Origin of the sequence: Campylobacter sp. MIT 12-8780 (assembly GCF_006864535.1) — a bacterium.
GTDB lineage: Bacteria > Campylobacterota > Campylobacteria > Campylobacterales > Campylobacteraceae > Campylobacter_D.
The window spans coordinates 198139-222062 of record NZ_QHLL01000003.1 but is presented as its reverse complement, the minus strand read 5'-3'; the positions used below and the strand labels follow the sequence as shown (position 1 = coordinate 222062).

Below are 23924 nucleotides of genomic sequence, written 5' to 3'. Positions count from 1 at the left end.
GACATTTTTAATCTCTTCACTTTGAGTGATGACATCACTTGTTTTTGTCGAGACATTTTGCATAGAAGAAGTGATTTGTTCTAAAGCTGCTGCTGTTTCCTCTAAAGAATGAGCTTGTGAGTTTGAACTTTGAGTGAGAGCATTGACAGCTTCTTGGAGTTTGCCACTTTCTTCACTTAAAGAATGGGCAAAATCAGATGAGGTTTTAAGCATTTTTACGATTTCATCGCCTAGTGTGTTTGTTACAACCTCAACCCTACCTGAAGCATTAGCTATCTTAGTGCTAAAATCAAGCTTGGTAAATGAGTCAAAAACTCTATTGAGTTCTTGTAAATCATTACCTATAGCTGTAGAGAGTAAATTTAAAAGTTCATTGACTGAGTTTTTCAGTGTGTTAAGTTCAGGATTGCTTCCTTCAAGTGTGATTCTTTTTGTGGCTTGTCCGTCTTTAGCGTGATTGATAACGACTAGGGCTTCTTCAACGAGCTTGGCGTCTTTTTCTATGTTGTTGCCTGTTCGTTTGATGTTTTCGTTGATAGCAGCAACAACTTGTCCTAGCTCATCTTTTGATCTTGGCTGTATCATTTTTGGTGAAGTTTTGCTTTCATGGTTAAGGTAAGCAAAAAAATCAAAAAGCAAATGGGATACATTGTCGAGTCGTTTTGAAATTTGATTTCTAACAAAAAAGAACATGATAAGACATACGACAATTATAACGATGATATTTGCAGCAATCATAACAAAACGTAGTTTAACTACAGATTCATAAACCGAGCTTGTTGGTGCAGAAACGATCAAAGTCCAAGTTGTTAAGCCATGTCCTATATCAATATTTGCCACTGCGGTGCGACTGACTTCGCCTAAGGAATTTGTGTATTCATAAAAGCCTTCGATTTGGTTTTCTATGGCGTGTTTGAGCTCATTCATCGTTGGGCTGGTATTTACTTCTCTTAAGTATTTGCCTAGAAATTCTTTCCTTGCGTGCGCTGCTATAGTAGAATCAGTCGCATAAACACCTTTAAAATCGCCTTTAAAAATTTCTTTATTTGGATCTTGTAACATAGTCGTAATGGTAGCTAAGTCGATAAACATACCCAAAACACCTATAGCTTTACCATGAGTGTCAAATAATGGTTGGTTAATGCCTACACCAAAATACTCTTTGCCATTTATTGTTTGCCAAGAAGGGCTTCCTACGGTTTGTTTGCCACTTTGCAAAGCCTGCTGCACGCTTTTAAAATTAACAATTGATTCTTCAGCTTGCAAGACTTTTACACCACCACTTGCATTGACATCTTCATCATCAACAAACACCATAAATTCGCCATTATTGAGCCTGTGTTTAGCTTTAGTGATATTATCACCAAAATAATAAGGATCTTTAATATATACATACGCAAATTGCGCCCAAATCGTAACATCAAGCATATTGATTAAGTCTCTCTCGATGAGATTTTGAGAATTTTCACTCCTATTTTGAACGAGTGCTTCTATAGCTTCGTGAGAGCTTACAACATCTATATACACTTCATCAAAAATGCCTTTTACTAGATTTGCTTCGCGTGCGGCTGCGTTTTGCAGTAGCTTGTCTGCTTCCTCGCCTTGAACTTTGCTCGTTATATTAACAACCAAAATGGTTACAACGAGCATACATATGATAAGCACCACTGAAAGCGCCACTACTACTTTTGAGCCTAAGCCAAGCCGATCAAATAAATTCATTTTTACACTCCATTTAAAAGTTTAAACGATAGATAATATCAAAACTTAAATAAATAATCAAGTGCTTTGAGCGTTTTTTTTTTTTTTGAATTTTTCGGGCTGGTTTTTTTCAAAAATAAAAGCTTTGAAAGCCTTGTTTTAAGTGTTTTGAAAGCATTGTGTAAAAAAGTGCAAAATTTTAAAAATGAGGTATTTATCAAGAAAGTTGCTTTATAAGCATTTTTTGTTCCAAACTTTTAAAATTTTAACCCTAAATTCAAAAAAATCTGCTAAACTTTTATTTATGAGAATAGATAAATTTTTAAATGTAGTCAATATCACTAAAAGAAGGGCTATCGCTGAGGATATGTGTAAAAGCGGTATAGTCAGTATCAATGGAATTGTCGTAAAGCCTAGTAAAGATGTCAAGGTTGCAGATATAATCAGTTTGAAATTTAACGATAGGATCGATACTTACAAGGTTTTAGCCTTGCCTGTGCTTAAAAATATCCCAAAAACTATGCAAAGTGAGTTTGTGCAAAAACTATGAAAGAACTTGTCCTTGCTGAAGATGAACTTGAAATGATTTGCGCGCTTTTTCCAGCTCAGGGCGTGGTGCTTTTAAGGGGAGATTTAGCAAGCGGAAAAACAACTTTAGTGCAGCATTTTTTAAAATTTAAAGGCTATGAAGAAAGCGTCAATTCGCCAACTTTTTCTTTTATGCAACACTATCAGTTAAAAAATAGAGAAATTTTTCATTATGATCTTTATCAGATAGGCTTTGAGGGCATTTTGCAAAATGGACTTTTTGAGAATTTTTTTGAAGAGGGCTTGCATTTGGTAGAATGGGGCGATGATAGCCTTGAAAAAGCCTTAAAAAAGCAGGGTTTAAAGGTGCTTAATATCAAAATTTCAAGTATAGATGAAAAAAGAAAGTATGTGATTTATGAGTAAGTTAAGCGTTGAAAATTTAGAAAAAATCATCAAAAAAACAAAGATTATCCATGGCATTTCTTTAGAAGTTAATAGTGGCGAAGTTATAGGACTTTTAGGACCAAATGGAGCAGGTAAGACAACGACTTTTTATATGATTTGTGGGCTTATTAAGCCAAGTGCTGGTAAGGTATTGCTTGATGGCAAGGATATCACTCAAGAGCCTTTAAACAAACGCGCAAAAGAAGGCATTGGCTATTTACCCCAAGAAAGTAGTATTTTTAAGGATTTAAGCGTAGAGGATAATTTACTTTTAGCCGCGCAAATCATTTATAAAGATAAACAAATTTTGCAAGAAAAAGTTGAAAAAATGCTTGATTTACTCAGCATTGAGCCTATCCGCTTAAGAAAAGGTTTAAGTTTAAGCGGTGGGGAAAGAAGACGTTGTGAGATCGCAAGATCACTGATGATAGAGCCTAAATTTTTGCTTCTTGATGAGCCTTTTGCTGGGGTTGATCCTATCGCTGTAGCTGAAATTCAAAAGCTCATTAATGAACTTAAAGCTTTAGGAATAGGGGTTTTAATCACAGATCATAATGTGCGTGAAACTTTAGCCATTTGCGATAGAGCTTATGTGATACGTTCAGGCAGTCTTTTAGCAAGTGGAAGTGCAAATGAAATTTCACACAATAAAGATGTAAGAAAATACTACTTAGGAGCGGAGTTTAAACTCCTTGAATAATGCTAAAACAAAAACAAAGCCAAAGTCAAAAAACTAAACTTTCAAATACACTTCGATCGTGGCTTCCTATCTTGCAAGCTAATATCGAGGATTTAAAAGAAAGCTTAGATGAATTTGCAAAAGAAAATCCTTTCATCAGCGTTAAAGAAAATCCTACTTTAAATGATAAAGGTTCTAAAAGAACTTATTATGAAAGCTTGCATAAAAACTCAGTTAGCGATACGCTTGAGGCTTTAAGTATAGCTAAAAAAAGTGTTTATGAGCTTTTAAACGAACAAATTCAGCCCCCACTTTTTCCTACTGCAAAAAGCCAAGAAATCGCCCTAAAAATAGTAGAATGCCTTAACAACGAAGGTTATTTTGAGTATGATACAGAAATTTTAAAAGATTATAGTAAAGATGAGGTTGAGCGAGTAAGGCAGAGGTTTAAGTATCTTGAGCCGACTGGGGTTGGGGCTGTGGATTTTAAAGAGGCTTTGCAATTTGCACTTGATGGTTTACAACTTGATGATGAGTTGTATGAATTTTGCATTTTTTTGATAAAGGATTTTGAAAATATCAAAGATTATGCCAAAGATAAACTTTATAAAGAAGCCTTAAAAGTGCTTAAAAATATCTCTACTCCGCCTTTTTTAGAGTATTTTGAGGACAGCCAGCAAATTGTGCCAGATATCTTTATCTACCGCGAAAATGGCGAGATAAAAGTCAAGATCAATGATGAGTATTATCCTGAAATTTCGCTTGAAACTGATGGAATGACGCATGAGTTTTTAAGCTCATACATCAAAGACGCAAAAAATTTAGTTGATGCTTTGGCTATGAGAAAAGCCACGCTTTATAAGGTGGGCTTGATGATTATCGAGCATCAGTATGATTTTTTTATCGGTAAAGAGATCAAACCGATGAAGTTAAAAGACTTAGCTGATGATTTAGAGCGTAATGCCTCAACCATATCAAGAGCTATAGCTAACAAATACTTAGGCTGCGAGCGAGGACTTGTGCCTTTAAAATACTTCTTCACAACAGCCCTTGATGAAGATGGCGAAACCTCAAATACAACGATAAAAGAGTATATTCAAGAGCTTATTAAAAATGAAAATCAACAAAAACCACTCAGCGATGAAAAGATACTCCAGCTTGCTCAAAATGAGTTTTCAGGCATACAAATAGGACGCAGAGCAATTACTAAATACCGCAAACAGCTTGGCATAGCTAGCTCAAGCGATAGAAAGAAAATTTATGAGTTAAGCTAATGCCTAAAAAACAACTTTCTTTGAAACAACTTTCCGTGCCGATTTTTCTTGAAATGTTCTTGCGTTATTTAACGATCATTATCAATACCTATATGGTAACGCAGTATTCAAACTATCTCATCGGCGCACTTGGAGCTGGCAATCAAATTTTAAGCATTTTTATCACTATCTTTAGCTTTTTAAGCGTAGGTTGTAGCGTCGTTATCGCTCAGGCTTTGGGGGCAAAAGATTATGAATTAGTCAGCAAAAGCATTCATCAAAGTTTGTTTTTAAACTCGCTTTTAGGTGTGGTGTGTGCAAGTTTTATACTCTTGCAGGGTGATTTTTTGCTTGATTTGATGAATGTGCCACAAGAGCTTTTAACGCCAAGTAGGATTTATTTGCATTTGCTTGGAATTTGCTTGTTTTTTGACGCTTTGGCTGCGGTTTTAGCTGCTATTATCCGCGTGTATAATCTAGCGTATTGGGTGATGTATGCAACTTTGATTATGAATGTATGCACTATAGGGATTAATTATTATGTGCTTTATTATACGAGTTTAGAGCTTTTTGGTGTGGGAATTTCAACGATAATTGGGCGTTTGCTCGTCATTATAATCCTTGCTTTTGTGTTTTTTTCTAAGATTAATTTTAAATTTAATATAAAAACGATGATTTTTTTAGATTTTAGTGTTTTGAAAAAGATCTTAAAAATAGGGCTTTTTAGTGCTGGTGAAAATCTTATCTGGATCGTGCAATACACCATTGCTTTTTCTTTTGTGGCAAGTTTAGGCGCATCAAATTTAAGCGTGCAGACGATTTATTTTCAAATTTCTATGTTTGTTATGCTAACAGGACAGGCTATAAGTGTGGCAAATGAGATTATCATCGGCAAGCTTGTGGGTGCAAACTTTTTAAATGTGGCATATAAACACACTTGGAAAGCTTTTTATATCAGCATTATTGCGACTTTAAGTGTGGTGTTAGTTTTTTATTTTTTGCAAGGATTTATCATGCAAAAGCTTGGTTTAAATGATGAGCTTAAAGCTTTAATGCAACCACTTTTCTTGCTTTCGCTTTTTTTAGAGCCTTCAAGAACCTTTAATATCGTTATGGTTAATTCCTTGCGTGCAAGCGGGGACGCTCGTTTTCCTTTTATCATGGCGTGCATTTTTATGCTTGGTGTTTCTTTGCCGGTGGCATACGGGCTTTGTTTTTATGCACAGCTTGGAATTTTAGGTGTTTGGATAGGCTTTTTGTGCGATGAGTTTTTAAGGGGCTTAAGCAATGCTTGGCGTTGGAAAAGCAAAAAATGGCAGGGAAAAGCTGTAGTATGAAATATGGCATAAAAAAGGCTTTTAAAAAAGGCGTGCTTCATTTTGAAAATCTTGAATTGAAATTTGAATACAAAAAGATCAAATACCTCCGCCTTAAAGCAAGTAATGATGGAGAATTTAAGCTTAGTATTCCACTTTCTTGCACTGAAAGTGAAGTCTTTATGTTTTTGCAAAAAAATCAGACTTGGATTGATAAGCATTTAAAGCGATTTTTAAATGCAAAGGCAAGCTTGCAAAAAGATACAATCAGCTTTCTTGGCAGGGTTTATACACTACGTTTTGATGAAAATTTTGCAAAAACAAGACTTTATAAAAACGAACTTTTAGCAAAAAATGAAAAAGATTTAGAGCATTTTTTCACACAGCATGCCTTGCGAATTTTTAACTTTTATATACAAAAATATCAGCCTTATTTTGAAAGAAAAGTAAGTAAAATAAGCATTAAAAAAACTAAGACTTTATGGGGTTCTTGCAATCATCGCTTTGCGCGTATAAATTTAAACTTAAGGCTTATTCATAAGCCTTTAAAGGCTATTGAATATGTGATTTTGCATGAATTAACACACTTAAAATTCCCTCATCATCAAAAAGAATTTTATGATTTTATAGAGCAAATCATGCCAGATTTTAGGAAAAGGCAGAAGCTACTTAAAGGCTTAAATTTCACACAACAAATTTAGAGTATGTTTATTTAAGCGAGCTTTTGTTAAAAAAATGCTATAGTATAGCTTTTTAAAAAGGATAATAAGTGTTTTTAAGATTTGACTTTACTTATATAAGTGATAATGATTTTTTGGAGTTTTTGTTGTGCTATTATGCAAGGGATTTTGCCTTTGCTTTGCGTAAAACTCAAGATCATATCATCTTTGATGTGAAGTCTGATGAGGCTGGACTTACTGACTTTTGCAATCATTTGAATTTTATCGCTAATTCAGTTTTTTTGCGTCATTTTGAGGTTAAAGCCTTAGAAGATGAGTATTTTATACAAGAAGAACCAAAAAATTTGGCTGATTTTACAAAAAGGGATTTTTTAAGTTCAAAAAATTTAAATGCTTATATTGAGAAAAACGAGCTTGAAACAAATGAATGGTCGTGTTTTGTAGATGATATGCTAAGTTTTGATGAAAAAGAATTTGAGCCTATCACTAAAGAAAATTTTAATGTCTTGCTTGATAAAAGCGCAAATGTGCTTAAAAACGCCAAGTATTTAGTGCTTAAAAATGCTTTTGGTGTGTATAAAATTAAGCTTTTTGATGATGATTTTAAGGCAAGTTTTTTAATGCCTACTGATTTAAAGGCTTTAAACTCAGCCTTTGTATGCAGCAATGAAAACTTAAAGCTTCTTGCAAGTCTTGAAAAGCCTATAATGAAGCTTCGTTTTAGCTCGATATTTCGTAAAAACCACTCCACGCCACAACATGAATTTAAGGTAAAAATGGCATATAATTTATTTTTATTTGCACTAGGCTTAAAGCTTTTTGAGGAAGGTTTTAAGTTTTTAAGCTTTTTTAAGCTTGAGCATTTTGAAGATGAACTTGAGCATTTTGAAGATGAACTTGAGCTTTTTGAGTTTGAAAACCAGCTTGTGATCGTGCGTGGGCTTGATTTTATCAACCAAAGAGCAAAAGAACTGATTTTAAGCAAAGAAGATAAAAATTATGCACGTATTTCTTATATACTGAGCGATTTTAAGCAAGAGTCTTTATTGCTTGATTTGAGTAAGACTCAAGATGATATTGTGCTTTTAAATAAGGAACTTAGGCTTTTAGAGCTAACAATGCCAAGTTCAGCAAAACAAATGTATGAAGATATTTGTGCTGATATGATTGGAAAACGTTTGTATGATAATTTCGCCCTTCAATTTGAGCTTTTGCAAGGTGAGTTTGAGCTTGAGAAAAGCTTTTTTTCACTGCTTGGCTTAGTTGGGCTTATTTTAAAGCTTGATGATAGCCCTCAAAAAGCAGCTGTAAAGCTTTTAGAGCTTAGTGATGAGAGTAAAATTCCTCGTGGGGTAAAGATTGATTACCGCTTTAAAGAACACTCAAAAGAATTTGATTACACACGTACTTTGCGTTCAGTGATGAGCTTTTTATTAGCCGGTGTAGAAGCTACTAATATAGCTTATGGAGCAGTAGAAAGCTTGGCATTTTTCTTAAGGGATTTTTATGATGAGCTAAGAGAGAAAAATCAAGCTCAAATTGTTATCCTTTCAGGCTCTTTGTTTGAGCATAAAAGCTTACTTAAAAATGCCTTAAAACACCTTAAAAACTGCAAGATAGCTCATGCACCCCTTTATATATAAGCTTGAAATTTCAGGACTTGTGCAAGGGGTAGGCTTTCGTCCTTTGGTGTTTAATTTAGCTCAAGAATTAAAGCTTAAAGGCGAGGTTTTTAATGATACAAAGGGCGTGGTGATCTTTTTAAGCTGTGATGAGGCTAAGCTTGAGCTTTTTTTGCAGTCTTTAAAAGCAAATTTACCAGCCCTTGCTCGTATAGCTCACATTCATATAAGCATACAAAAAGCAAGGCAAGCTTATATTGATTTTAGTATCACAAAGTCCAAACAAAGCCTTAAAACAAGTGCTATATTAAGTGATTTTGCACTTTGTGAGGCATGTAAAAATGAATTTTATGATCCAAAAAATCCTCGCTATCATTATCCTTTCATCACTTGCACGCATTGTGGGGTGCGTTTTTCTATCATCAAAAAGCTTCCTTATGATAGACAAAATACCAGTATGGCTGAGTTTAAGATGTGTGAGTTTTGTCAAAGCGAATTTAAAGATCCAAAAAATCGACGCTTCCACGCCCAGCCTATAAGCTGCCCTGAGTGTGCTATCAAAGTGCATTTAAAAGATAGTGCGGGCAGGGTTCTTGCAAGTGATGAAAAAGCCTTTAAAGAAAGTGCAAGGCTTTTAAAGCAAGGTAAAGTGCTTGCTATTAAGGGAATGGGTGGTTTTCATTTGGTATGCGATGCCTTAAATGAAAAGGCGGTAAAGCTTTTAAGAGAGCGAAAACACCGCCCTTTTAAGCCTTTAGCCTTAATGTGTAAGGATATGCAAATGGCTTTAAAATTAGCCTTTATCACGCCAAAAGAAGAAGAGCTTTTAAACTCTATCTTAAAGCCTATCGTGCTTTTAAAGGCTAAAAAAATGCCAGCACAAATTGCTTTTGATACTGATAAAATAGGCATTATGCTAGCTTACACGCCCTTTCATCTCTTGCTTTTTGAGTATTTTTCAAACCCAATAGTGGCTACAAGTGCTAATATAAGCTCTGAAAGCATTATTTATAGCGAAAAAGCCTTGCTAGAAAAGCTTAATGGGGTGTTTGATTATTATCTTGATTATGAAAGAGAGATTGTCAATGCAAGTGATGATAGCATAGCTTGTGTAGTAAATGATGAGTGTATGTTTTTACGCACTTCAAGAGGGATAAATCCAACTTATATAGAGCTTGATGAGAATTTTAAAAATGAAACTGCCCTTGCTTTAGGGGCTGAGCTTAAAAATCAATTCGTGATCGCTTTTGATAATAAGCTTTTGATTTCTCCTTATATAGGGGATTTAAAAAGCTTAGATACTAAAGAACGTTTTGAAACACTTTTGGATTTTTTTCGCAAAAGTTATGATTTAAATTTTACGCAAGTTATTAGTGATAAGCACCCGCATTTTAGCCTCAATCAAGACTATAAAAAAGCTTTTAAGCTCCAGCACCATTACGCTCATGCTTGTGCTGTGCTTTTTGAGCATGGTTTTTATACGCAAAAATTACTTGTTTTTGCCTTTGATGGCACTGGGTATGGCGATGATGGTCATATTTGGGGAGGAGAAGTCTTTCAAGCGAGCTTAAAAGAGTATGAAAGAGTGGCTCATTTTGATGAGTTTAAGCTTATCAATGCAGATATTACACAGATTCAAAACTTAGCCTTAGGTTTTATTTTAAAATATGATTTAGAGCAAGAAGCTTGTGATTTTTTAGCTACTATAGACGCTAAAAAATGGGCAAATCTTAAAAAAATTTATACCCAAAGCAAGCTTTATACAAGCTCTTTAGGCAGGATTATTGATGCTTTTGGGAGTGTGATTTTTGATAAAGAAAGACTTGATTATGAAGCACAAATTGGGCTTTTAATGGAAAAATATTATGATTTTAGCTTAAATTATAGCTATAATTTTGAGTTTAAAAATAATCAAATTTGTGTTAAAAATGCCTTTTTACAAGCCCTAAAAGATGATAAAAAACACGCTTGCACAGGCTTTTTAAATGCACTTGCAACTTGCATTATCAAACTTTCAACGCTGTATAAAAAAAAGCTACACTTAGATGAGAAACTGCCAGTTTTACTTTGTGGGGGCGTTTTTCAAAATACAACTTTGTTAACTTTGCTTAAAAATAGGGGTTTAAATTTTAAAACAGGCTTAAAATTTCCAGTAAATGACAGCTCTATAGCACTTGGACAAATGGTGCATTATTTAAAAAAATAATTCCACTTTTAAATGCCTTTAAGCTCTGGAAAATAAAGCTTAAGAGCTTTTTGTATATGATCTTTTGCTTGGAGCAAAATGGCTTTGTTTTTTTCTTTAAATTCTTTACTTGAGTAAAAAAGAGGGTAAGCTATGCTAATAGCAGCAAGAATTTCTTTGATTTTAAGCAGAAGCTTTAAAACTAAAACTTCTGCTTAATTGAGGCTTTGTTTGCACTTGGATACAAAATACATTGCTTTAAAAAACAATGATCAGCTTAGTATTTATATGAAAAACTCATCACATAGGTGCGTCCTCTGGCATAGTTGTTCATGGCTAAAGGATCGGCTGTGCTATTCATGGTTTGGTTATATGAATTTAGGGCGTCTATGTATTTTTCATCGAGCAAATTTTGAATTTCTCCTTTGATGATGAAATTCTTAAAAGGTTCAAAACTTGCATAAAGATCAAGTATGATAGGCTGACTTGGTAAATCTTGAGTACCCATAGCCCACAATTCTTGCCAACCTGTATTTGCTGGCGGTCTTGTGTTATTATCTGGCATAAAAGCACTTGGATCGATTCTTTTCATCTTACCTGTATAAGTTGCTCTTGAACCAAGTATGAACTTTTGATTAAAAAGCCTTGTTCCTAAATCAAGCACAGCATAATCCTCTGGTAGTTCTGAAAATTGTGATTGAGCCAAATTGATATGAGAAGCTTGAGAGCCATTAGCATTTGCTTCACTTTGAGAAACTTGCCTATCAGTGTTTTGGTGCGTGTAAGTAAGCTTTGTGTAAAAAAAGCCCATGTCATATCTTAATTCAGCTTCAATACCGCTAAAAATAGCCTTTGTGTTTAGAGGTAGGAGTAAAAAAAGATTTTGCCCATTTGGGTCTGCATAATTATCACTATTAATCACATTTTGATTATAGATATAATCTTTTATATGGCTGTAATAATAACCGCCTTAAAGCCAAAGCTATCATCTTCATGCAATAAGCCTTGAGTAAAGCTGTTAAAGCCTATCTGGTAAGTATTTGCTAGCTCAGGTCTTAAGCCTGTGTTTAAATCTTGAAAATTGCGATCTGAATAATTAAAAGTACCTGAAAAAAACATTTCTTGGACATTTGGAATTCTATATGTTCTTGAGTAGCTCACAAAAGGTGTAAAAAGAGTATGAATTTTTGCTGCAAGCATACTTGAGATATTAAAATTGTTAAAATTCTTTTTAAAAGCCCCTGCTTCTTTTGGAGAACAATAAGCATTAAAATCCTGACAAACACCTTGTCTTATAGTGCTAAGCTCTGCAAATACATAGTTTAAATTCAAAGAAAAATCCCAAAAATTACTGCTAAAAGCATTATCAAGGTATAAGGTTTTTATGTTTTGCTTGCCATCTGGAGCAAAGCCGTATTGAAAATAACCGGGCATATCAGTTGAGCCATCATTTGAGCTGTAAGATTGATCCCAATCTAAGCTTTTAGAATAAGAATTACTCATAAAATTTACTCCAAAAGTGGTGCTAAGATCAAGATTTTGACTTAAATTTGAAGTAATAGTGTTGCCAAGATTAAACATTGTGGCTGTGTTGTAGGTAATACCTTTCATATTTCCTACCGGAGTACTCATGATTTTTACATTTTCATTGTAATGCTGACTTGCTTCGTTTCGAGCGAGGGCTAAATTTATATCAAGTATATCATTTGGATTATATCGGTAATTGATTTGATAATTATTCCCTATTAATTTTCTACCTGCTAGATTATTATCATATCTTCTATACTGCAAAGTAGAAGAATGCGTTTTATAGGCTAATTCAAGTTTAGCAAGCTGATTTACAGGCTTTTGAGTAAGACTTTGGGGATTAAAAGCATAAATGGAACTATTTGGATCATTTGGATCAGATGGAACTATAGTGGTTTCATCTTCGCCTATCTTATAGCCTTGTGAGAGCTTGCGCCCGCTATAAGCATACATTAAGCCCACATAGCCAAGATCAAAATCATACTTTCCAGCTACAGCTCCCATGTAAGATGGTCCTAGCGAATTTGTGCCGTAGCTATACTTTGCCATTACACCAAAAATATTATTTTTACTCACTATATCTTTTACACCTATAGTGCGTAAATTTGCACTTCCCATTAAGGCATTGCCACCATTTGCCCCAGAAAAAGTGCCCCTTTCAATATCTACGCCAACGAGTAAATTTTGATCCACCATAGCCCCAAAAGCAGAAGTGCCACTTACCCTGCCACCTCCATGATACCTACCTTGTTCCTCACTCGTGCCAAAAAAGGTTTGAGGCACGCCATCGATCATGGTATTTACCCTGCCAAGTCCAGTCATACCTCTTATATTAACCGAAACGCCACCTTGTGAAGGATCAACTTGCGTATAAGCACCCGGAGTCTCTCTTATAATATCATCAAGGCTTTGAGTAGAATTATTAATGCCTTCTCTTGAAGAAACAGCTCCAGCATGAGTAAAAACTTTCTCTTCGTTACTAAGCTGTGATCCACTGATTTCTAGGCTGTCAAATTCAAGTATTTCAGTATTTGTAAGCCCCCCCCCCCTGTGTAGCATTATTCTCAGCTAAAGCTAGCGTTACAGCTAAGCTTAAACCAAGACAAATTCTTTTCATTGTTTTGCTCCCTTTTTGTCTTTAAATTTTCAAAAGTAAAATGATAAATCATAAGAACTTAAAAATATATTAAAAATAATAAATTTTATCAATATGTGTTTTTGTAATAAAATAGATGAAAAATTTAGTTTTTTTTAAATAAGTAGATTAAATCGACTTTTTTTGTTGTAAAAAATAAGCTAAATTTAGCTAAAATTTAGCAAAACTTCGCTATTATCCAAAGTTTATTTTAGTTTAATGAAAGGAATTACAAGTGCCAACCATAAATCAATTGGTTCGTAAAGAACGCAAAAAAGTTTTGGAAAAGTCCAAATCTCCAGCGTTAAAGAATTGTCCGCAAAGAAGAGGAGTTTGCACTAGGGTATATACAACAACGCCTAAAAAACCAAACTCAGCTTTAAGAAAAGTTGCCAAAGTTAGGCTTACAAGTGGTTTTGAGGTTATCTCTTACATCGGTGGTGAAGGACACAATCTCCAAGAACACAGCATTGTGCTAGTGCGTGGAGGTAGGGTTAAGGACTTACCGGGTGTGAAGTATCACATAGTGCGTGGTGCTCTTGATACTGCAGGGGTTGCTAAAAGAACAGTTTCTCGTTCTAAATACGGGGCTAAAAAACCTAAAGCTGGTGCTGCAAAGTCTTAAAAAGACAAAGTAGCTAACACAGACAAAGCCTTGTTTTGCTTTTGTTTGAGTAAAATTTTATATTTGAAGGAAAAATGATGAGAAGAAGAAAAGCTCCGGTAAGGGAAGTCTTACCTGATCCGATTTATGGAAACAAAGTAATTACAAAATTCATTAACTCTTTAATGTATGATGGCAAAAAAAGCACTGCTACAAGTATAATGTATGGTGCTATTGACGCCATTGACAAAAAAAACCAAGAAAAAAAAGGCATTGAAATTTTTAATGAGGCTATTGAAAATATCAAGCCTATCTTAGAAGTCAAATCACGTCGTGTTGGCGGGGCTACTTATCAAGTGCCTGTTGAGGTTCGTCCTGCTAGACAACAAGCCCTAGCTATACGCTGGATCATTTCTTTTGCAAGAAAAAGAAGTGAAAGAACCATGATAGATAAGCTAGCAGGCGAGTTACTTGACGCTGCAAACTCAAAGGGTGCTTCATTTAAGAAAAAAGAAGACACTTATAAAATGGCTGAAGCAAATAAAGCATTTGCTCACTACCGCTGGTAAGAAAGGATAAAAAATGTCGCGATCTACACCACTTAAAAAGGTGCGAAACATAGGAATAGCCGCTCATATAGACGCAGGTAAAACCACTACAAGTGAAAGGATACTTTTCTTTACTGGAATGAGCCATAAAATAGGAGAGGTGCACGATGGTGCTGCAACTATGGACTGGATGGAGCAGGAAAAAGAAAGAGGTATTACCATTACTTCAGCGGCTACGACTTGTTTTTGGGATGGCTATCAAATCAATCTCATAGACACTCCAGGACACGTTGATTTTACCATAGAAGTGGAACGTTCTATGCGTGTTTTAGATGGTGCTGTGGCAGTATTTTGCTCAGTAGGTGGAGTGCAACCTCAAAGTGAAACTGTTTGGAGACAAGCTAATAAATACGGCGTTCCAAGGATAATCTTTGTCAACAAAATGGACAGAATAGGGGCAAATTTTTACAATGTAGAAGATCAAGTAAAAAACCGCTTAAAAGCTAATCCTGTGCCTATTCAAATTCCAATTGGTGCTGAAGATGATTTCAAAGGCGTCATTGACTTAGTTACCATGAAAGCTTTAGTTTGGGAAGATGATACTAAGCCAACTGATTATGTAGAAAAAGAAATTCCAGCCGAGCTTAAAGAAAAGGCTGAAGAATACCGCACTAAAATGATAGAAGCAGTTAGCGAAACAAGCGATGAGCTTATGGAAAAATACTTAGGCGGAGAGGAGCTAAGCGAAGAAGAAATTAAAGCTGGTATAAAAGCAGGTTGTCTAAGCCTTAGCCTTGTGCCTATGCTTTGTGGAACAGCCTTTAAAAATAAAGGCGTGCAACCTTTGCTTGATGCTGTAGTGGCTTACTTACCAGCTCCTGATGAAGTCGCAAATATCAAAGGCGAGTATGAAGATGGCAGTGAAACTTCAGTAAAAAGCACAGATGATGGCGAATTTGCAGGGCTTGCCTTTAAGATCATGACTGATCCTTTTGTGGGACAGCTTACCTTTGTGCGTGTGTATAGAGGAAGCCTAGAAAGTGGCTCTTATGCGTATAATTCCACTAAGGATAAAAAAGAAAGAATAGGGCGTTTGCTTAAAATGCACTCAAACAAAAGAGAAGAAATTAAAGTGCTTTACGCAGGCGAGATCGGTGCTGTAGTAGGACTTAAAGATACCCTAACAGGAGATACTTTAGCTAGTGAAAAAGACAAGGTTATACTAGAGAGAATGGACTTTCCAGATCCGGTTATTTCTGTGGCTGTTGAGCCAAAGACTAAGGCTGATCAAGAAAAAATGTCTATAGCTCTTAGCAAACTTGCCCAAGAAGATCCAAGCTTTAGGGTAAATACTGATGAAGAAAGCGGACAAACCATCATTTCAGGTATGGGCGAACTTCACCTTGAAATCATCGTAGATAGAATGCTACGCGAATTTAAAGTAGAAGCTGAAGTAGGACAACCTCAAGTTGCCTATAGAGAAACCATAAGAAAAAGCGTAGAGCAAGAATACAAATACGCCAAACAATCAGGCGGACGCGGACAATACGGACATGTATTCTTAAGACTTGAACCAATGGAAGCTGGCAGTGGATATGAATTTGTCAATGATATCAAAGGTGGTGTGATACCAAAAGAGTATATCCCAGCTGTTGATAAGGGTATACAAGAAGCCTTGCAAAATGGTGTTTTAGCTGGCTATCCGGTTGAAGATGTTAAAGTTACTGTGTATGATGGAAGCTATCATGAAGTGGATTCTTCAGAAATGGCATTTAAACTCGCAGCTTCTATGGGCTTTAAAGAAGGAGCAAGAAAAGCAGGTGCTGTTATACTTGAACCTATGATGAAGGTTGAAGTGGAAACTCCAGAAGAGTATATGGGCGATGTTATAGGCGATCTTAACAAAAGACGCGGACAGGTAAACTCAATGGACGAAAGAGGTGGCAATAAAATCATCACAGCCTTTTGTCCTTTAGCTGAAATGTTTGGCTACTCAACTGACTTGCGTTCTCAAACCCAAGGACGCGCGACTTATAGCATGGAATTTGATCATTATGATGAAGTGCCAAAAAATGTCTCTGAAGAGATCATCAAAAAAAGAAATGGCTAAATAAGCCTTTAAATCCTAGCTTGTTTTTTCAAGCTAGGATATTCAAAACCCAATTCCAACCCCTTAAAAATAAAAAGTCCCCGTAGCTCAGCAGGATAGAGCGCAAAATTCCTAATTTTGAGGTCGTGAGTTCGAATCTCGCCGAGGACACCAGCTATACAAGTTGTTATCTTAAACTACCTTAAAAGCAATACAAAAGCACTGATACATAAGCAAGTAAGAAATGAAGAAAGCAAAGCTCCAAAAATAAGACTTTTCATTATCCACATTTTTATTTCTGCTTTTTCATGTAAAATCTTTTTGTAGTTTAATCCATATTCAAACGCACTATATCGTATGAGTAAAAAAAGCATATTTAATATCATTAAAATCAAAGAAATAACAAGTATAGCAACAAAAATTGCGCCTTGAAATTCAAAAAAAGTATCATCTATAAACACACAAAGATAAAATCCAGCCACGCCAACTATACAATTTCCAAAAAATTCCCCAACAAGAAAATAAAAATTGATAAATTTGCTTGTGTATTTTATAAAGTTAAGCGCATAAAAGCACAATACATTAACAATAAACATAATGCCGATAAAATTTAAAACAAGGTTAAATACTATCACACTGCTTATATAAACTAATCCGCCATTCATTTTTTTGCTTTAAATTTAAAGATATATATTTTATCATAATTTTATAAAACTATCATTTTAATTTAAAATGCGAATTTATCTCATCGCTTGCTAAGATTGACAAGTTTTATATCTATTTTAACCAAGATATTATTTTTATGAAATTATGCTTATTTTTGATTTACGATTTTGATTTACAATAAAACTATGAAAAAAATATACTGCTTGATTTTTCTATGTTCTCTCATTTGTGCTGATAAGCATAATGATGCTTGGAAAAAATACGAAAGAAATATCACGCAAAAGCCACATCAACTTGAAGAGCAAGCACCGAATTTTCAAGATAGTTTAAATAATTCTTTGGCTCAAGTGCTTGAATTTGGAAATTCTACAGATCAAACTTCCTCAAATTTTGATTTTAACTCTCAAAGTTTTGAGCTTAAAAATATGAATTTATTATATGAAAACCAATACGGCGTTTTACTTTTCCAAAAAGAATTTATGATCAATCAAGAGTATTTAGATTATTCAAACGGCTTGATTAACCGCTACCAGCAAGGCAGTATGCTTTTTGGACTCAATGGCTTTGCTGATAGAGTGCAGGAAAAAAACAGCTATAGCCTTGGCACAGAGTTGGGTTTTGGCTCTTATTTTAGGGCTTATACGAATTATTATATTTTCGATCAAGACGAGCTTAATGACGAGCAAAAGAGAAATTTGCAACTTGGCTTTGCCTTTGTCTTACCCATATACACGCCACTTGGCTTTGATCTTAGCAAAGATGATGAAAAAGTGCGTTACACGCTTAATTATTCGCCATTTTCAATTTTCAATTTCAGCCTTAGTCAGCAAAAGCTAAAAAACCCAGCCCAGATCGATGATACAGATACAAGTTTGCATTTTGGCTTTAAGCTTAACTATAAAGAAAATTTTTTAAAACAGCTTAAAAGAGATCAAAATAAACTTTTTGAACTTGATCAATATGAGTTTTATAAAAGGAAAAATTTATAAATTTTTCATTGCAAAAGATAAGATAAATATTTAAGAAAATAAAAACAAAGATACTAAATACCAAATTAAAAGCAATGATATGGATTTAAGCAGATTGACTTTAAAACACAACGCTAACAAATAAAACAACTCTAAATATTTTATTATTAATTTAAACTTAATTTAATATTTTTATATATAAAAATATTATTTATGTATAAAAATTTGAATTTAGAGTTTATTTTAAAATATTTTTTTAGATAGATTAAAATAAAAATATCTTTCAAGCTGAAATATTAAGCATAAATATCGATAAAATTTAGTAAAAAATTTAATTTATAATTATATTTTTAATTTTATTATAAAAAATATATAAAAAAATTCTTAAATAAAATTTTATTTTAAGGAAACTAAATATATAATTCTTTGATTTTTTACAAAAGGAGTGAAAATGAATGCAGCAAATTCAAGCTTTATTATGTTGTGTGCTTTGTTGGTGCTTTTGATGACGCCGGCTTTGGCTATGTTTTATTCTGGTATGGTGAGGAGTAAAAATACCTTAAATACCATTATGAATTGTTTCATCGTTTTTGGTGTGATTACTTTGCAATGGGTTATCATAGGCTTTAGTCTTGCTTTTAGCGAAGATAGCGGGGCAGGGTTAGTTGGGGGCTTTTTAAATGTAGGACTTGAAAATATCAGCGGATATAACGCTGCTGGAGTGCCAAATATACTTTTTGTCATCTTTCAGCTTATGTTCGCTCTCATCGCTTCAGCTATCATTACTGGTTCTTTGGTAGGTAGGATCAAGCTTGGAGTTTTGGTGGTGTTTTTGATCTTTTGGAGCACTTTGGTATATGATGTTTTAGCACATATGATATGGAGTAGCGAGGGCTTTTTGCTTCAAAGAGGAAGCTTAGACTTTGCTGGTGGAGGCGTGGTGCATATAAGTTCTGGGGTTGCTGGACTTGTGGGAGCTTTGCTCGTAGGAGCAAGAAAAGACAAGCCAAGTAAGGCTTCAAATAACGCTCATTCTATACCTTATGCATTTTTAGGAGCGATTTTGCTTTTTATCGGTTGGCTGGGTTTTAATGCTGGAAGTGCTGGAGCAATCGATGATATAGCGGTAAATGCCTTTGTAGTTACCATACTTTCAGCCTCAACTGGCTTTTTGGTTTGGGTTTTGGCTGAATGGCTCATACACAAACGCCCAAGTTTGCTTGGTGGTTTAAGTGGGCTTGTAGCTGGGCTTGTTGGCATTACACCAGCATGCGGATATGTTGGCGTAACAGCTTCTTTAATCATAGGGGCTTTATCGGCTGTGTTTTGCTATGCTGGTTTAAGTTATATCAAATACAAACTTCATCTTGATGATACCCTAGACGCCTTTTCTTTGCACGGCATAGGCGGTGTTTGGGGTGGCATAGCTACTGGACTTTTTGCAAGCGGGGGTGTTAATCCAGTCGTTGTGGCTGATGGAGCTTTGGGCGAGGGCTTGCTTGTCAGCGGAAGCTGGGATTTGCTTTTAGAACAAATTCTAGCTATAGGCGTTTGTATAGGACTTTCAGCTTTTGTAAGTTTTGTTATCTTTAAGTTTATCTCGCTTTTTACAAGTTTAAGAGTAGAAGAAGAGCTTGAATTTGAAGGGCTTGATCGTAGTATCCATGGAGAAAAAGCATATAGCTTGAGTTGATTTTTGAGCCTTTTGGCTCAAAAATTGTAAAGATTTTAATATCTTGTTTTTAACTTCGCAAATTTTTAAATCTACTTGTTTTGATTTTTAACTTTTATCATCTTTATAATATATTTTTTAAAATTTAAGTTTTTTTAAACAAAGCTTAAGGGGGGGGGGCATTATAATAATAACTTTATTTTATTTTTAAGGAGAAGACATGCAAAAAGGATTTGCAAAGGTATGCGGTGGCATTGCTCTTTTGGCGGCTTTAACAAGTGGTGTTTGGGCTGAGGAAAGCGGAGGATTTTTTGGTGTTGATGTGGCAAGAGGGCTTGCAAATCAGACAATTGAGCTAAAAACTAAAGATGGTGATGTTACAGGAAGCTATAAAAATTTAGGTTTAAAAGGTCCAAGACTTGGTTTTATAAGTGGTTATAAGCACTTCTTTACACCAAAATTTGGTATAAGAGGCTATGGAAGCTTTAATTATGGGGCTTTTATGGGAGGAGATAAAAGAAGTGATGAAGATGTATATATGGGTGCTTTAAGCATAGGCGCTAATGTTGATGTGATGTATAATTTTTGTGATTGTGATGGGAGAATTTTTGGTGCATATGCTGGTGTAAATTTAGGCTATATAGACTACCATGTTCAAGATGTTGGCAGTGTTGAGGGTATAGATATGGGGCTTACTTTTGGTTTTAGAGCTGTGTTTAATGAGCGTCATAGCTTTGAAATTTACAGAAGATTTGCTAGGGGCGTGGAATTTCCGGTTGAGTTTGTTGATAAAGACGGCAAAGCAAGCTATCAACGACAAAAAATCGTCCAACCAGATACAACCGGCATTCGCTATGTTTATAACTTCTAAAAACTAAACTCATAATTGACTTGGAAATTTTTCAAGTCAATTTTTACTTTGGATACAATGTAAAAGTATCTTGAATAAAAATTTCATCATTAACAGCGTTTTGGCTGTTTAAGAGTATGTTGATATGAGCGATGATGAGCTTATCTTTGCTTAAATTTGCGTCTGTATTAAGTTGAGTAAGCTTAAAATTCTCACATTTACCCAATGGGTAAAAATACCTAATAATGATAAAATCATTTGCATTTGGGTAGTTTAAACTCACGCTTTCAAGGCAGTCTTTGCCCTGAAGTTTAGCTTCATACAAAAAAAGCTTTGAAAGCTCTTTAAAATCCTGCAAGAGAATTTGGGCTTGAGTATGTAAAATAGCATCTTTTAGCCTTTTTGGTATGTAGCTTGTTTGCTTGAGATAAAAGATGAATGTAAAGCTAAAAAAGGCGAGTAAAGCAAGACTAGCAAGCAAGATATAAGCTTTTTTCATAGCAAAAGCTCTTTTTCTAGGCAAATGGGCTTTGTTTTATCAAAAAGACAAATTTTCATGGTATAAGTTGAAGCGTTTTGGCTGATGGCAAAGCTTTGCACCCCTTCTAAAAGAATGGCTTTTTGGGATTTTGTGCTTGAATAAGGCGTGTATTCGTAGCTAAGTGAGTTTTGTTGAAAACTTATAAATATATTTGCTTCAACAAGTTTGTAAAAGCCTTTAAATTCAGTATTTTGGCTAAATTTAAGCCTTGTATCATCTAAAACTTCAAGTTCATAAATTTGCTTTGTTTCAAGGCTGTAAAGGTATAAAAAGGGATTTTTTTGGTTCCTAAGGGCGAGTTGTTGGGCTAAAACTCCAGCTTGTATTTTTTTGTTGTTCTTTGTGATTTCATAGATAAAATGACTTTTAGGAGCATAAAAGCTTTTGTTTTGATCTTGAAGCAAAAGCCCTGAACTGCCGATAAAAGTGTGTAAAGAATGTTGTAGCAAGATACTATTTTTATCCTCTAAAAGACAAGATATATTTTGAGAAGAAATTTGAAGTTTGATACAATGTCTTAAGAGTTTTTCTATGAGCGTAAAGCTTGAGTGAAGCTCTAGGGCTTTTTGACTTTGCTGTGATGTATATAAAGAAAAAAGATTTTGTAAAGGTTGAAAGATGATAAGTGCAAATATGCAAGATAAAACAAGCACTAGCAAGCATTCAAAGAGGCTAAAAGCTTTTTTCATCTTTAAATTCCGCCTCATAATGTCTATGCGCTGGCTTTAGGCTTTTAAGTTTAAAGGCTGAGTTTGAGTTTGTTTGCTCCTTGAATTCAAGCTCAAGAAGTTCATTGGGTTTTAAACGCAAGGGCTTTAAAGGCTCGTTTTTAAGCTCTTTTTGGGCTTCATATAAGCTTTGCAAAGAGATGTTTTGATTTTTAAGAATTTGGTTTAAGGCAAAATAAGCAAAAGAAAAAATTAAGGCTAAAGCAAGTAGGGCAAAAACGCTTTCAAGTAAGGAAAATGCCCTAGTCATTAAGGTTGTTTGCGCTTGCGTGAATGGCTTTAAAAAAAGCTGAGCGAAGATTTTTGTCTTCTAAAGCACGCACGCCCTTGATCGTAACGCCACCGGGAGAACAAATTTGTTCTTTAATGAGGGCTGGGTGCGTATCTTGCACAAGAGTGGCAAAACTTTGAAAGCTTGCTTTTGTGAGCTTTGAGCTTAAATCAGCATTTAAGCCCTCATATACACCAGCATTGCTTATGCTTTCAGCCACCATTGCCAAAAAGGCTGGAGCGCAGCCACTTAGTGCCATGGCTGCATTCATTTGGCTTTCTTTTTCAAGCTCAAAAGCTTGTCCGAAGCTTTGCAAAATGGTTATAATTTCATCTTTAAAAAGCTCATTCTTGCAAATAAAAGGCGTAGTTGAAGCCTTAAAAGCTGCTGCGGTGTTTGGCATTATGCGGGCGTAATTTTGAGCTTTTATCGCTTCCAAACTCTTAAGATCGGTATTTGCAAGCACAGATATAAGCAAGCGAGCCTTACCTTTGAGCTTGTTTGCGACTTCATTGAGGGCATAAGGCTTAAAAGCAAGTATAATGTCCTTGCCTTCTAGGTTAAAGTCTTCATACAAAAATGTGCTAAAACCATCATGTTTTAAGGCTTCAAGTTGGGCGATGTTGCGTCCTACAAAGCTGATTTTATACTTGTCTTTTAGCCCTTTTGCAAGAGCTTTAGCCATAGTTCCGCTTGCAAGGATAAAAAGTTCTTTCAAAGCCTTAGTCTTTCTTTACATAGTTTGAAATTTTATCCGCTTGAAAATACTCTGGATAAGTTGCTGAGTCTAAGATCACTTGAACTAAGGAGTTATTATCCCAATTGATCACGATAGGAGCGAGGAAATTTAAACTTGACTCACTTAAATCCTTATGCATAGCCATAATGATATAAGCTTCTCTTTTTGAATCAGCATTTAAACCAAGCAATTCTTGATAATATGTTGGTATTTCAAAGTCATAGCCCGGGCGGATCACTTGAGCATTGACAAGCACGAATTTAAAGTCGCTTCCATCTAGACTTTTAAGCTCGGCAAAAAGCTCATCTACTGGCTTAAATTCCATAGTTTTAGTTTCTTCAAACCCTAATATAGGGCATTTTACAGCAAGATTCATCTTTGCATCCTTTGTTTTTTGATTTAGAATTCATTTAAGAATTCTACCATAAAATAAGCAAAAGGGGTTCCAAAAAACCAAATTATTTATTTTTTTTTACTATAATTTTGAAAAAATCAAATAAAATACAAAATATAGGTAAATTTTTATGAAAACACGACTTCTTTTTTTCTTGAGTGTAAGTTTTTTATTTTTAGCATGTAGCACGAGAAATGACGAGCTTTACAACCTAAGTGCTTTGCAGTGGCACGAACAAATCATCAAAGATATACAGGACAATGATCTTGAAAAAGCTGATGAGCATTATACTTCTATGGCAAGCGAACATAGTGCAGATGCTTTACTTGAACCTATACAGCTTATTTTAGCTCAAATGCATATTGAAGAAGAAGAATACAAGCTTGCTGATTTTTATTTGGAAGAAAATGCAAAAAAGTTTGGAAATTCTCAAAATCTTGATTTTATCCGTTATTTGCAGATTAAGGCTAAATTTGAAGCCTTCGCTCAGCCAAATAGAGAGCAAGCTCTTTTGCTTGAGGGCAGGGATCAAATCGCTACATTTTCAAAGACTTATCCACAAACTGAATACGCTCCTTTGGTGCAAACCATGCTTACGAAATTTAACCTTGCTATTTTTGCCTTAGATGAAAACATAGCCAGCCTTTACAAACGCACAGATAGAGAACAAAGCTATGAAATTTATCAGCAAAGATTGCAAGAGTCTGAATTTAATGATGTGCCTATGATTAAGGCTAAAGTTGCTTGGTATAGACGAATTTTTGAATAAGGAAAAACGATA

24 protein-coding genes and 1 tRNA gene are annotated in these 23924 nt (G+C 34.8%); 16 read left to right on the top strand and 9 right to left on the bottom strand.

Annotated features, from left to right (window positions below; translation table 11 throughout):
• On the bottom strand, nt 1-1722 hold a 1722-nt coding region (locus DMB95_RS03705; protein WP_142930975.1), incomplete at its 3' end, for a PDC sensor domain-containing protein.
• A 283-nt stretch (nt 1723-2005) separates the two neighbouring features.
• Here DMB95_RS03705 and DMB95_RS03700 point away from each other — a divergent pair.
• The 8 genes from DMB95_RS03700 to hypF all read left to right on the top strand — a co-directional run bounded on the left by DMB95_RS03700 (nt 2006) and on the right by hypF (nt 10432).
• Nucleotides 2006-2251: an RNA-binding S4 domain-containing protein gene (locus DMB95_RS03700; RefSeq protein WP_137632863.1), complete on the top strand. Its 246-nt coding sequence runs from the start codon at nt 2006-2008 to the stop codon at nt 2249-2251.
• Entirely contained in the window at nt 2248-2655 is a 408-nt protein-coding gene (tsaE, locus tag DMB95_RS03695) for a tRNA (adenosine(37)-N6)-threonylcarbamoyltransferase complex ATPase subunit type 1 TsaE (protein WP_142930974.1), read from the top strand. Before DMB95_RS03700 ends, tsaE begins: the two co-directional genes overlap by 4 nt.
• Nucleotides 2648-3376, top strand: coding sequence for an LPS export ABC transporter ATP-binding protein (gene lptB / locus DMB95_RS03690; protein WP_137632865.1), 729 nt, complete (start codon nt 2648-2650; stop codon nt 3374-3376). Before tsaE ends, lptB begins: the two co-directional genes overlap by 8 nt.
• Entirely contained in the window at nt 3376-4629 is a 1254-nt protein-coding gene (locus DMB95_RS03685; RefSeq protein ID WP_142930973.1) for an RNA polymerase factor sigma-54, read from the top strand. The genes lptB and DMB95_RS03685 overlap by 1 nt, the downstream gene beginning before the upstream one ends.
• Nucleotides 4629-5945 (top strand): MATE family efflux transporter, encoded by a 1317-nt coding sequence (locus DMB95_RS03680; protein ID WP_142930972.1) that lies wholly within the window; start codon nt 4629-4631, stop codon nt 5943-5945. Before DMB95_RS03685 ends, DMB95_RS03680 begins: the two co-directional genes overlap by 1 nt.
• The gene (locus DMB95_RS03675) at nt 5942-6625 is read left to right on the top strand and encodes a M48 family metallopeptidase (RefSeq protein WP_162056986.1); all 684 of its coding nucleotides are present in this window, start codon (nt 5942-5944) and stop codon (nt 6623-6625) included. The genes DMB95_RS03680 and DMB95_RS03675 overlap by 4 nt, the downstream gene beginning before the upstream one ends.
• 68 nt (nt 6626-6693) lie before the next feature.
• Nucleotides 6694-8247, top strand: a complete 1554-nt coding sequence (locus DMB95_RS03670) for a Kae1-like domain-containing protein (RefSeq protein WP_142930970.1) — start codon at nt 6694-6696, stop codon at nt 8245-8247.
• Entirely contained in the window at nt 8228-10432 is a 2205-nt protein-coding gene (hypF, locus tag DMB95_RS03665; protein WP_142930969.1) for a carbamoyltransferase HypF, read from the top strand. The genes DMB95_RS03670 and hypF overlap by 20 nt, the downstream gene beginning before the upstream one ends.
• 256 nt (nt 10433-10688) lie before the next feature.
• Here hypF and DMB95_RS03660 read toward each other — a convergent pair whose 3' ends face one another.
• Together DMB95_RS03660 and DMB95_RS03655 are read right to left on the bottom strand one after the other, a co-directional pair.
• Nucleotides 10689-11333 (bottom strand): TonB-dependent receptor, encoded by a 645-nt coding sequence (locus DMB95_RS03660; protein WP_260604817.1) that lies wholly within the window; start codon nt 11331-11333, stop codon nt 10689-10691.
• Between the two features lie 23 nt (nt 11334-11356).
• A complete protein-coding gene (locus DMB95_RS03655) occupies nt 11357-12997 on the bottom strand; it encodes a TonB-dependent receptor plug domain-containing protein (RefSeq protein ID WP_142930967.1) in 1641 nt (546 codons plus the stop codon).
• A 311-nt stretch (nt 12998-13308) separates the two neighbouring features.
• Here DMB95_RS03655 and rpsL point away from each other — a divergent pair, with 311 nt between their 5' ends.
• The 4 genes from rpsL to DMB95_RS03635 all read left to right on the top strand — a co-directional run bounded on the left by rpsL (nt 13309) and on the right by DMB95_RS03635 (nt 16488).
• Nucleotides 13309-13698 (top strand): 30S ribosomal protein S12, encoded by a 390-nt coding sequence (gene rpsL, locus DMB95_RS03650; protein ID WP_137632879.1) that lies wholly within the window; start codon nt 13309-13311, stop codon nt 13696-13698.
• Nucleotides 13699-13775: 77 nt separating this feature from the next.
• Nucleotides 13776-14246: a 30S ribosomal protein S7 gene (gene rpsG / locus DMB95_RS03645; RefSeq protein WP_137632880.1), complete on the top strand. Its 471-nt coding sequence runs from the start codon at nt 13776-13778 to the stop codon at nt 14244-14246.
• Nucleotides 14247-14259: 13 nt separating this feature from the next.
• Entirely contained in the window at nt 14260-16335 is a 2076-nt protein-coding gene (gene fusA, locus DMB95_RS03640; RefSeq protein ID WP_142930966.1) for an elongation factor G, read from the top strand.
• Nucleotides 16336-16411: 76 nt separating this feature from the next.
• Nucleotides 16412-16488, top strand: a tRNA-Arg gene (locus tag DMB95_RS03635).
• Between the two features lie 23 nt (nt 16489-16511).
• On the opposite strand, the gene DMB95_RS03630 is transcribed toward DMB95_RS03635, so the two are convergent.
• Complete coding sequence (locus DMB95_RS03630) at nt 16512-16979, bottom strand: hypothetical protein (protein WP_142930965.1); 468 nt, start codon at nt 16977-16979, stop codon at nt 16512-16514.
• Nucleotides 16980-17165: 186 nt separating this feature from the next.
• Here DMB95_RS03630 and DMB95_RS03625 point away from each other — a divergent pair, with 186 nt between their 5' ends.
• From DMB95_RS03625 to DMB95_RS03615, 3 genes are all read left to right on the top strand, one after another.
• Nucleotides 17166-17969, top strand: coding sequence for an inverse autotransporter beta domain-containing protein (locus tag DMB95_RS03625; RefSeq protein WP_142930964.1), 804 nt, complete (start codon nt 17166-17168; stop codon nt 17967-17969).
• Between the two features lie 430 nt (nt 17970-18399).
• Entirely contained in the window at nt 18400-19641 is a 1242-nt protein-coding gene (locus DMB95_RS03620; protein ID WP_142930963.1) for an ammonium transporter, read from the top strand.
• 199 nt (nt 19642-19840) lie between these two features.
• Nucleotides 19841-20491, top strand: a complete 651-nt coding sequence (locus tag DMB95_RS03615) for an outer membrane beta-barrel protein (protein ID WP_142930962.1) — start codon at nt 19841-19843, stop codon at nt 20489-20491.
• A 43-nt stretch (nt 20492-20534) separates the two neighbouring features.
• On the opposite strand, the gene DMB95_RS03610 is transcribed toward DMB95_RS03615, so the two are convergent.
• From DMB95_RS03610 to fliW, 5 genes are read right to left on the bottom strand one after another with little or no spacing between them, the layout of a single operon-like run.
• Nucleotides 20535-20969: a hypothetical protein gene (locus DMB95_RS03610; protein ID WP_142930961.1), complete on the bottom strand. Its 435-nt coding sequence runs from the start codon at nt 20967-20969 to the stop codon at nt 20535-20537.
• On the bottom strand, nt 20966-21700 hold the full coding sequence (locus DMB95_RS03605) for a hypothetical protein (protein ID WP_142930960.1): 735 nt from the start codon (nt 21698-21700) through the stop codon (nt 20966-20968). The genes DMB95_RS03610 and DMB95_RS03605 overlap by 4 nt, the downstream gene beginning before the upstream one ends.
• A complete protein-coding gene (locus tag DMB95_RS03600; protein ID WP_142930959.1) occupies nt 21684-21989 on the bottom strand; it encodes a hypothetical protein in 306 nt (101 codons plus the stop codon). Before DMB95_RS03600 ends, DMB95_RS03605 begins: the two co-directional genes overlap by 17 nt.
• Entirely contained in the window at nt 21982-22728 is a 747-nt protein-coding gene (locus DMB95_RS03595; protein WP_142930958.1) for a pyrroline-5-carboxylate reductase, read from the bottom strand. Before DMB95_RS03595 ends, DMB95_RS03600 begins: the two co-directional genes overlap by 8 nt.
• Nucleotides 22729-22732: 4 nt before the next feature.
• A complete protein-coding gene (fliW, locus tag DMB95_RS03590) occupies nt 22733-23125 on the bottom strand; it encodes a flagellar assembly protein FliW (RefSeq protein ID WP_137633255.1) in 393 nt (130 codons plus the stop codon).
• Nucleotides 23126-23273: 148 nt separating this feature from the next.
• Between fliW and bamD the strand changes: the two genes are divergently transcribed.
• Nucleotides 23274-23912 (top strand): outer membrane protein assembly factor BamD, encoded by a 639-nt coding sequence (gene bamD / locus DMB95_RS03585; protein ID WP_142930957.1) that lies wholly within the window; start codon nt 23274-23276, stop codon nt 23910-23912.
• Nucleotides 23913-23924 lie beyond the last annotated feature (12 nt).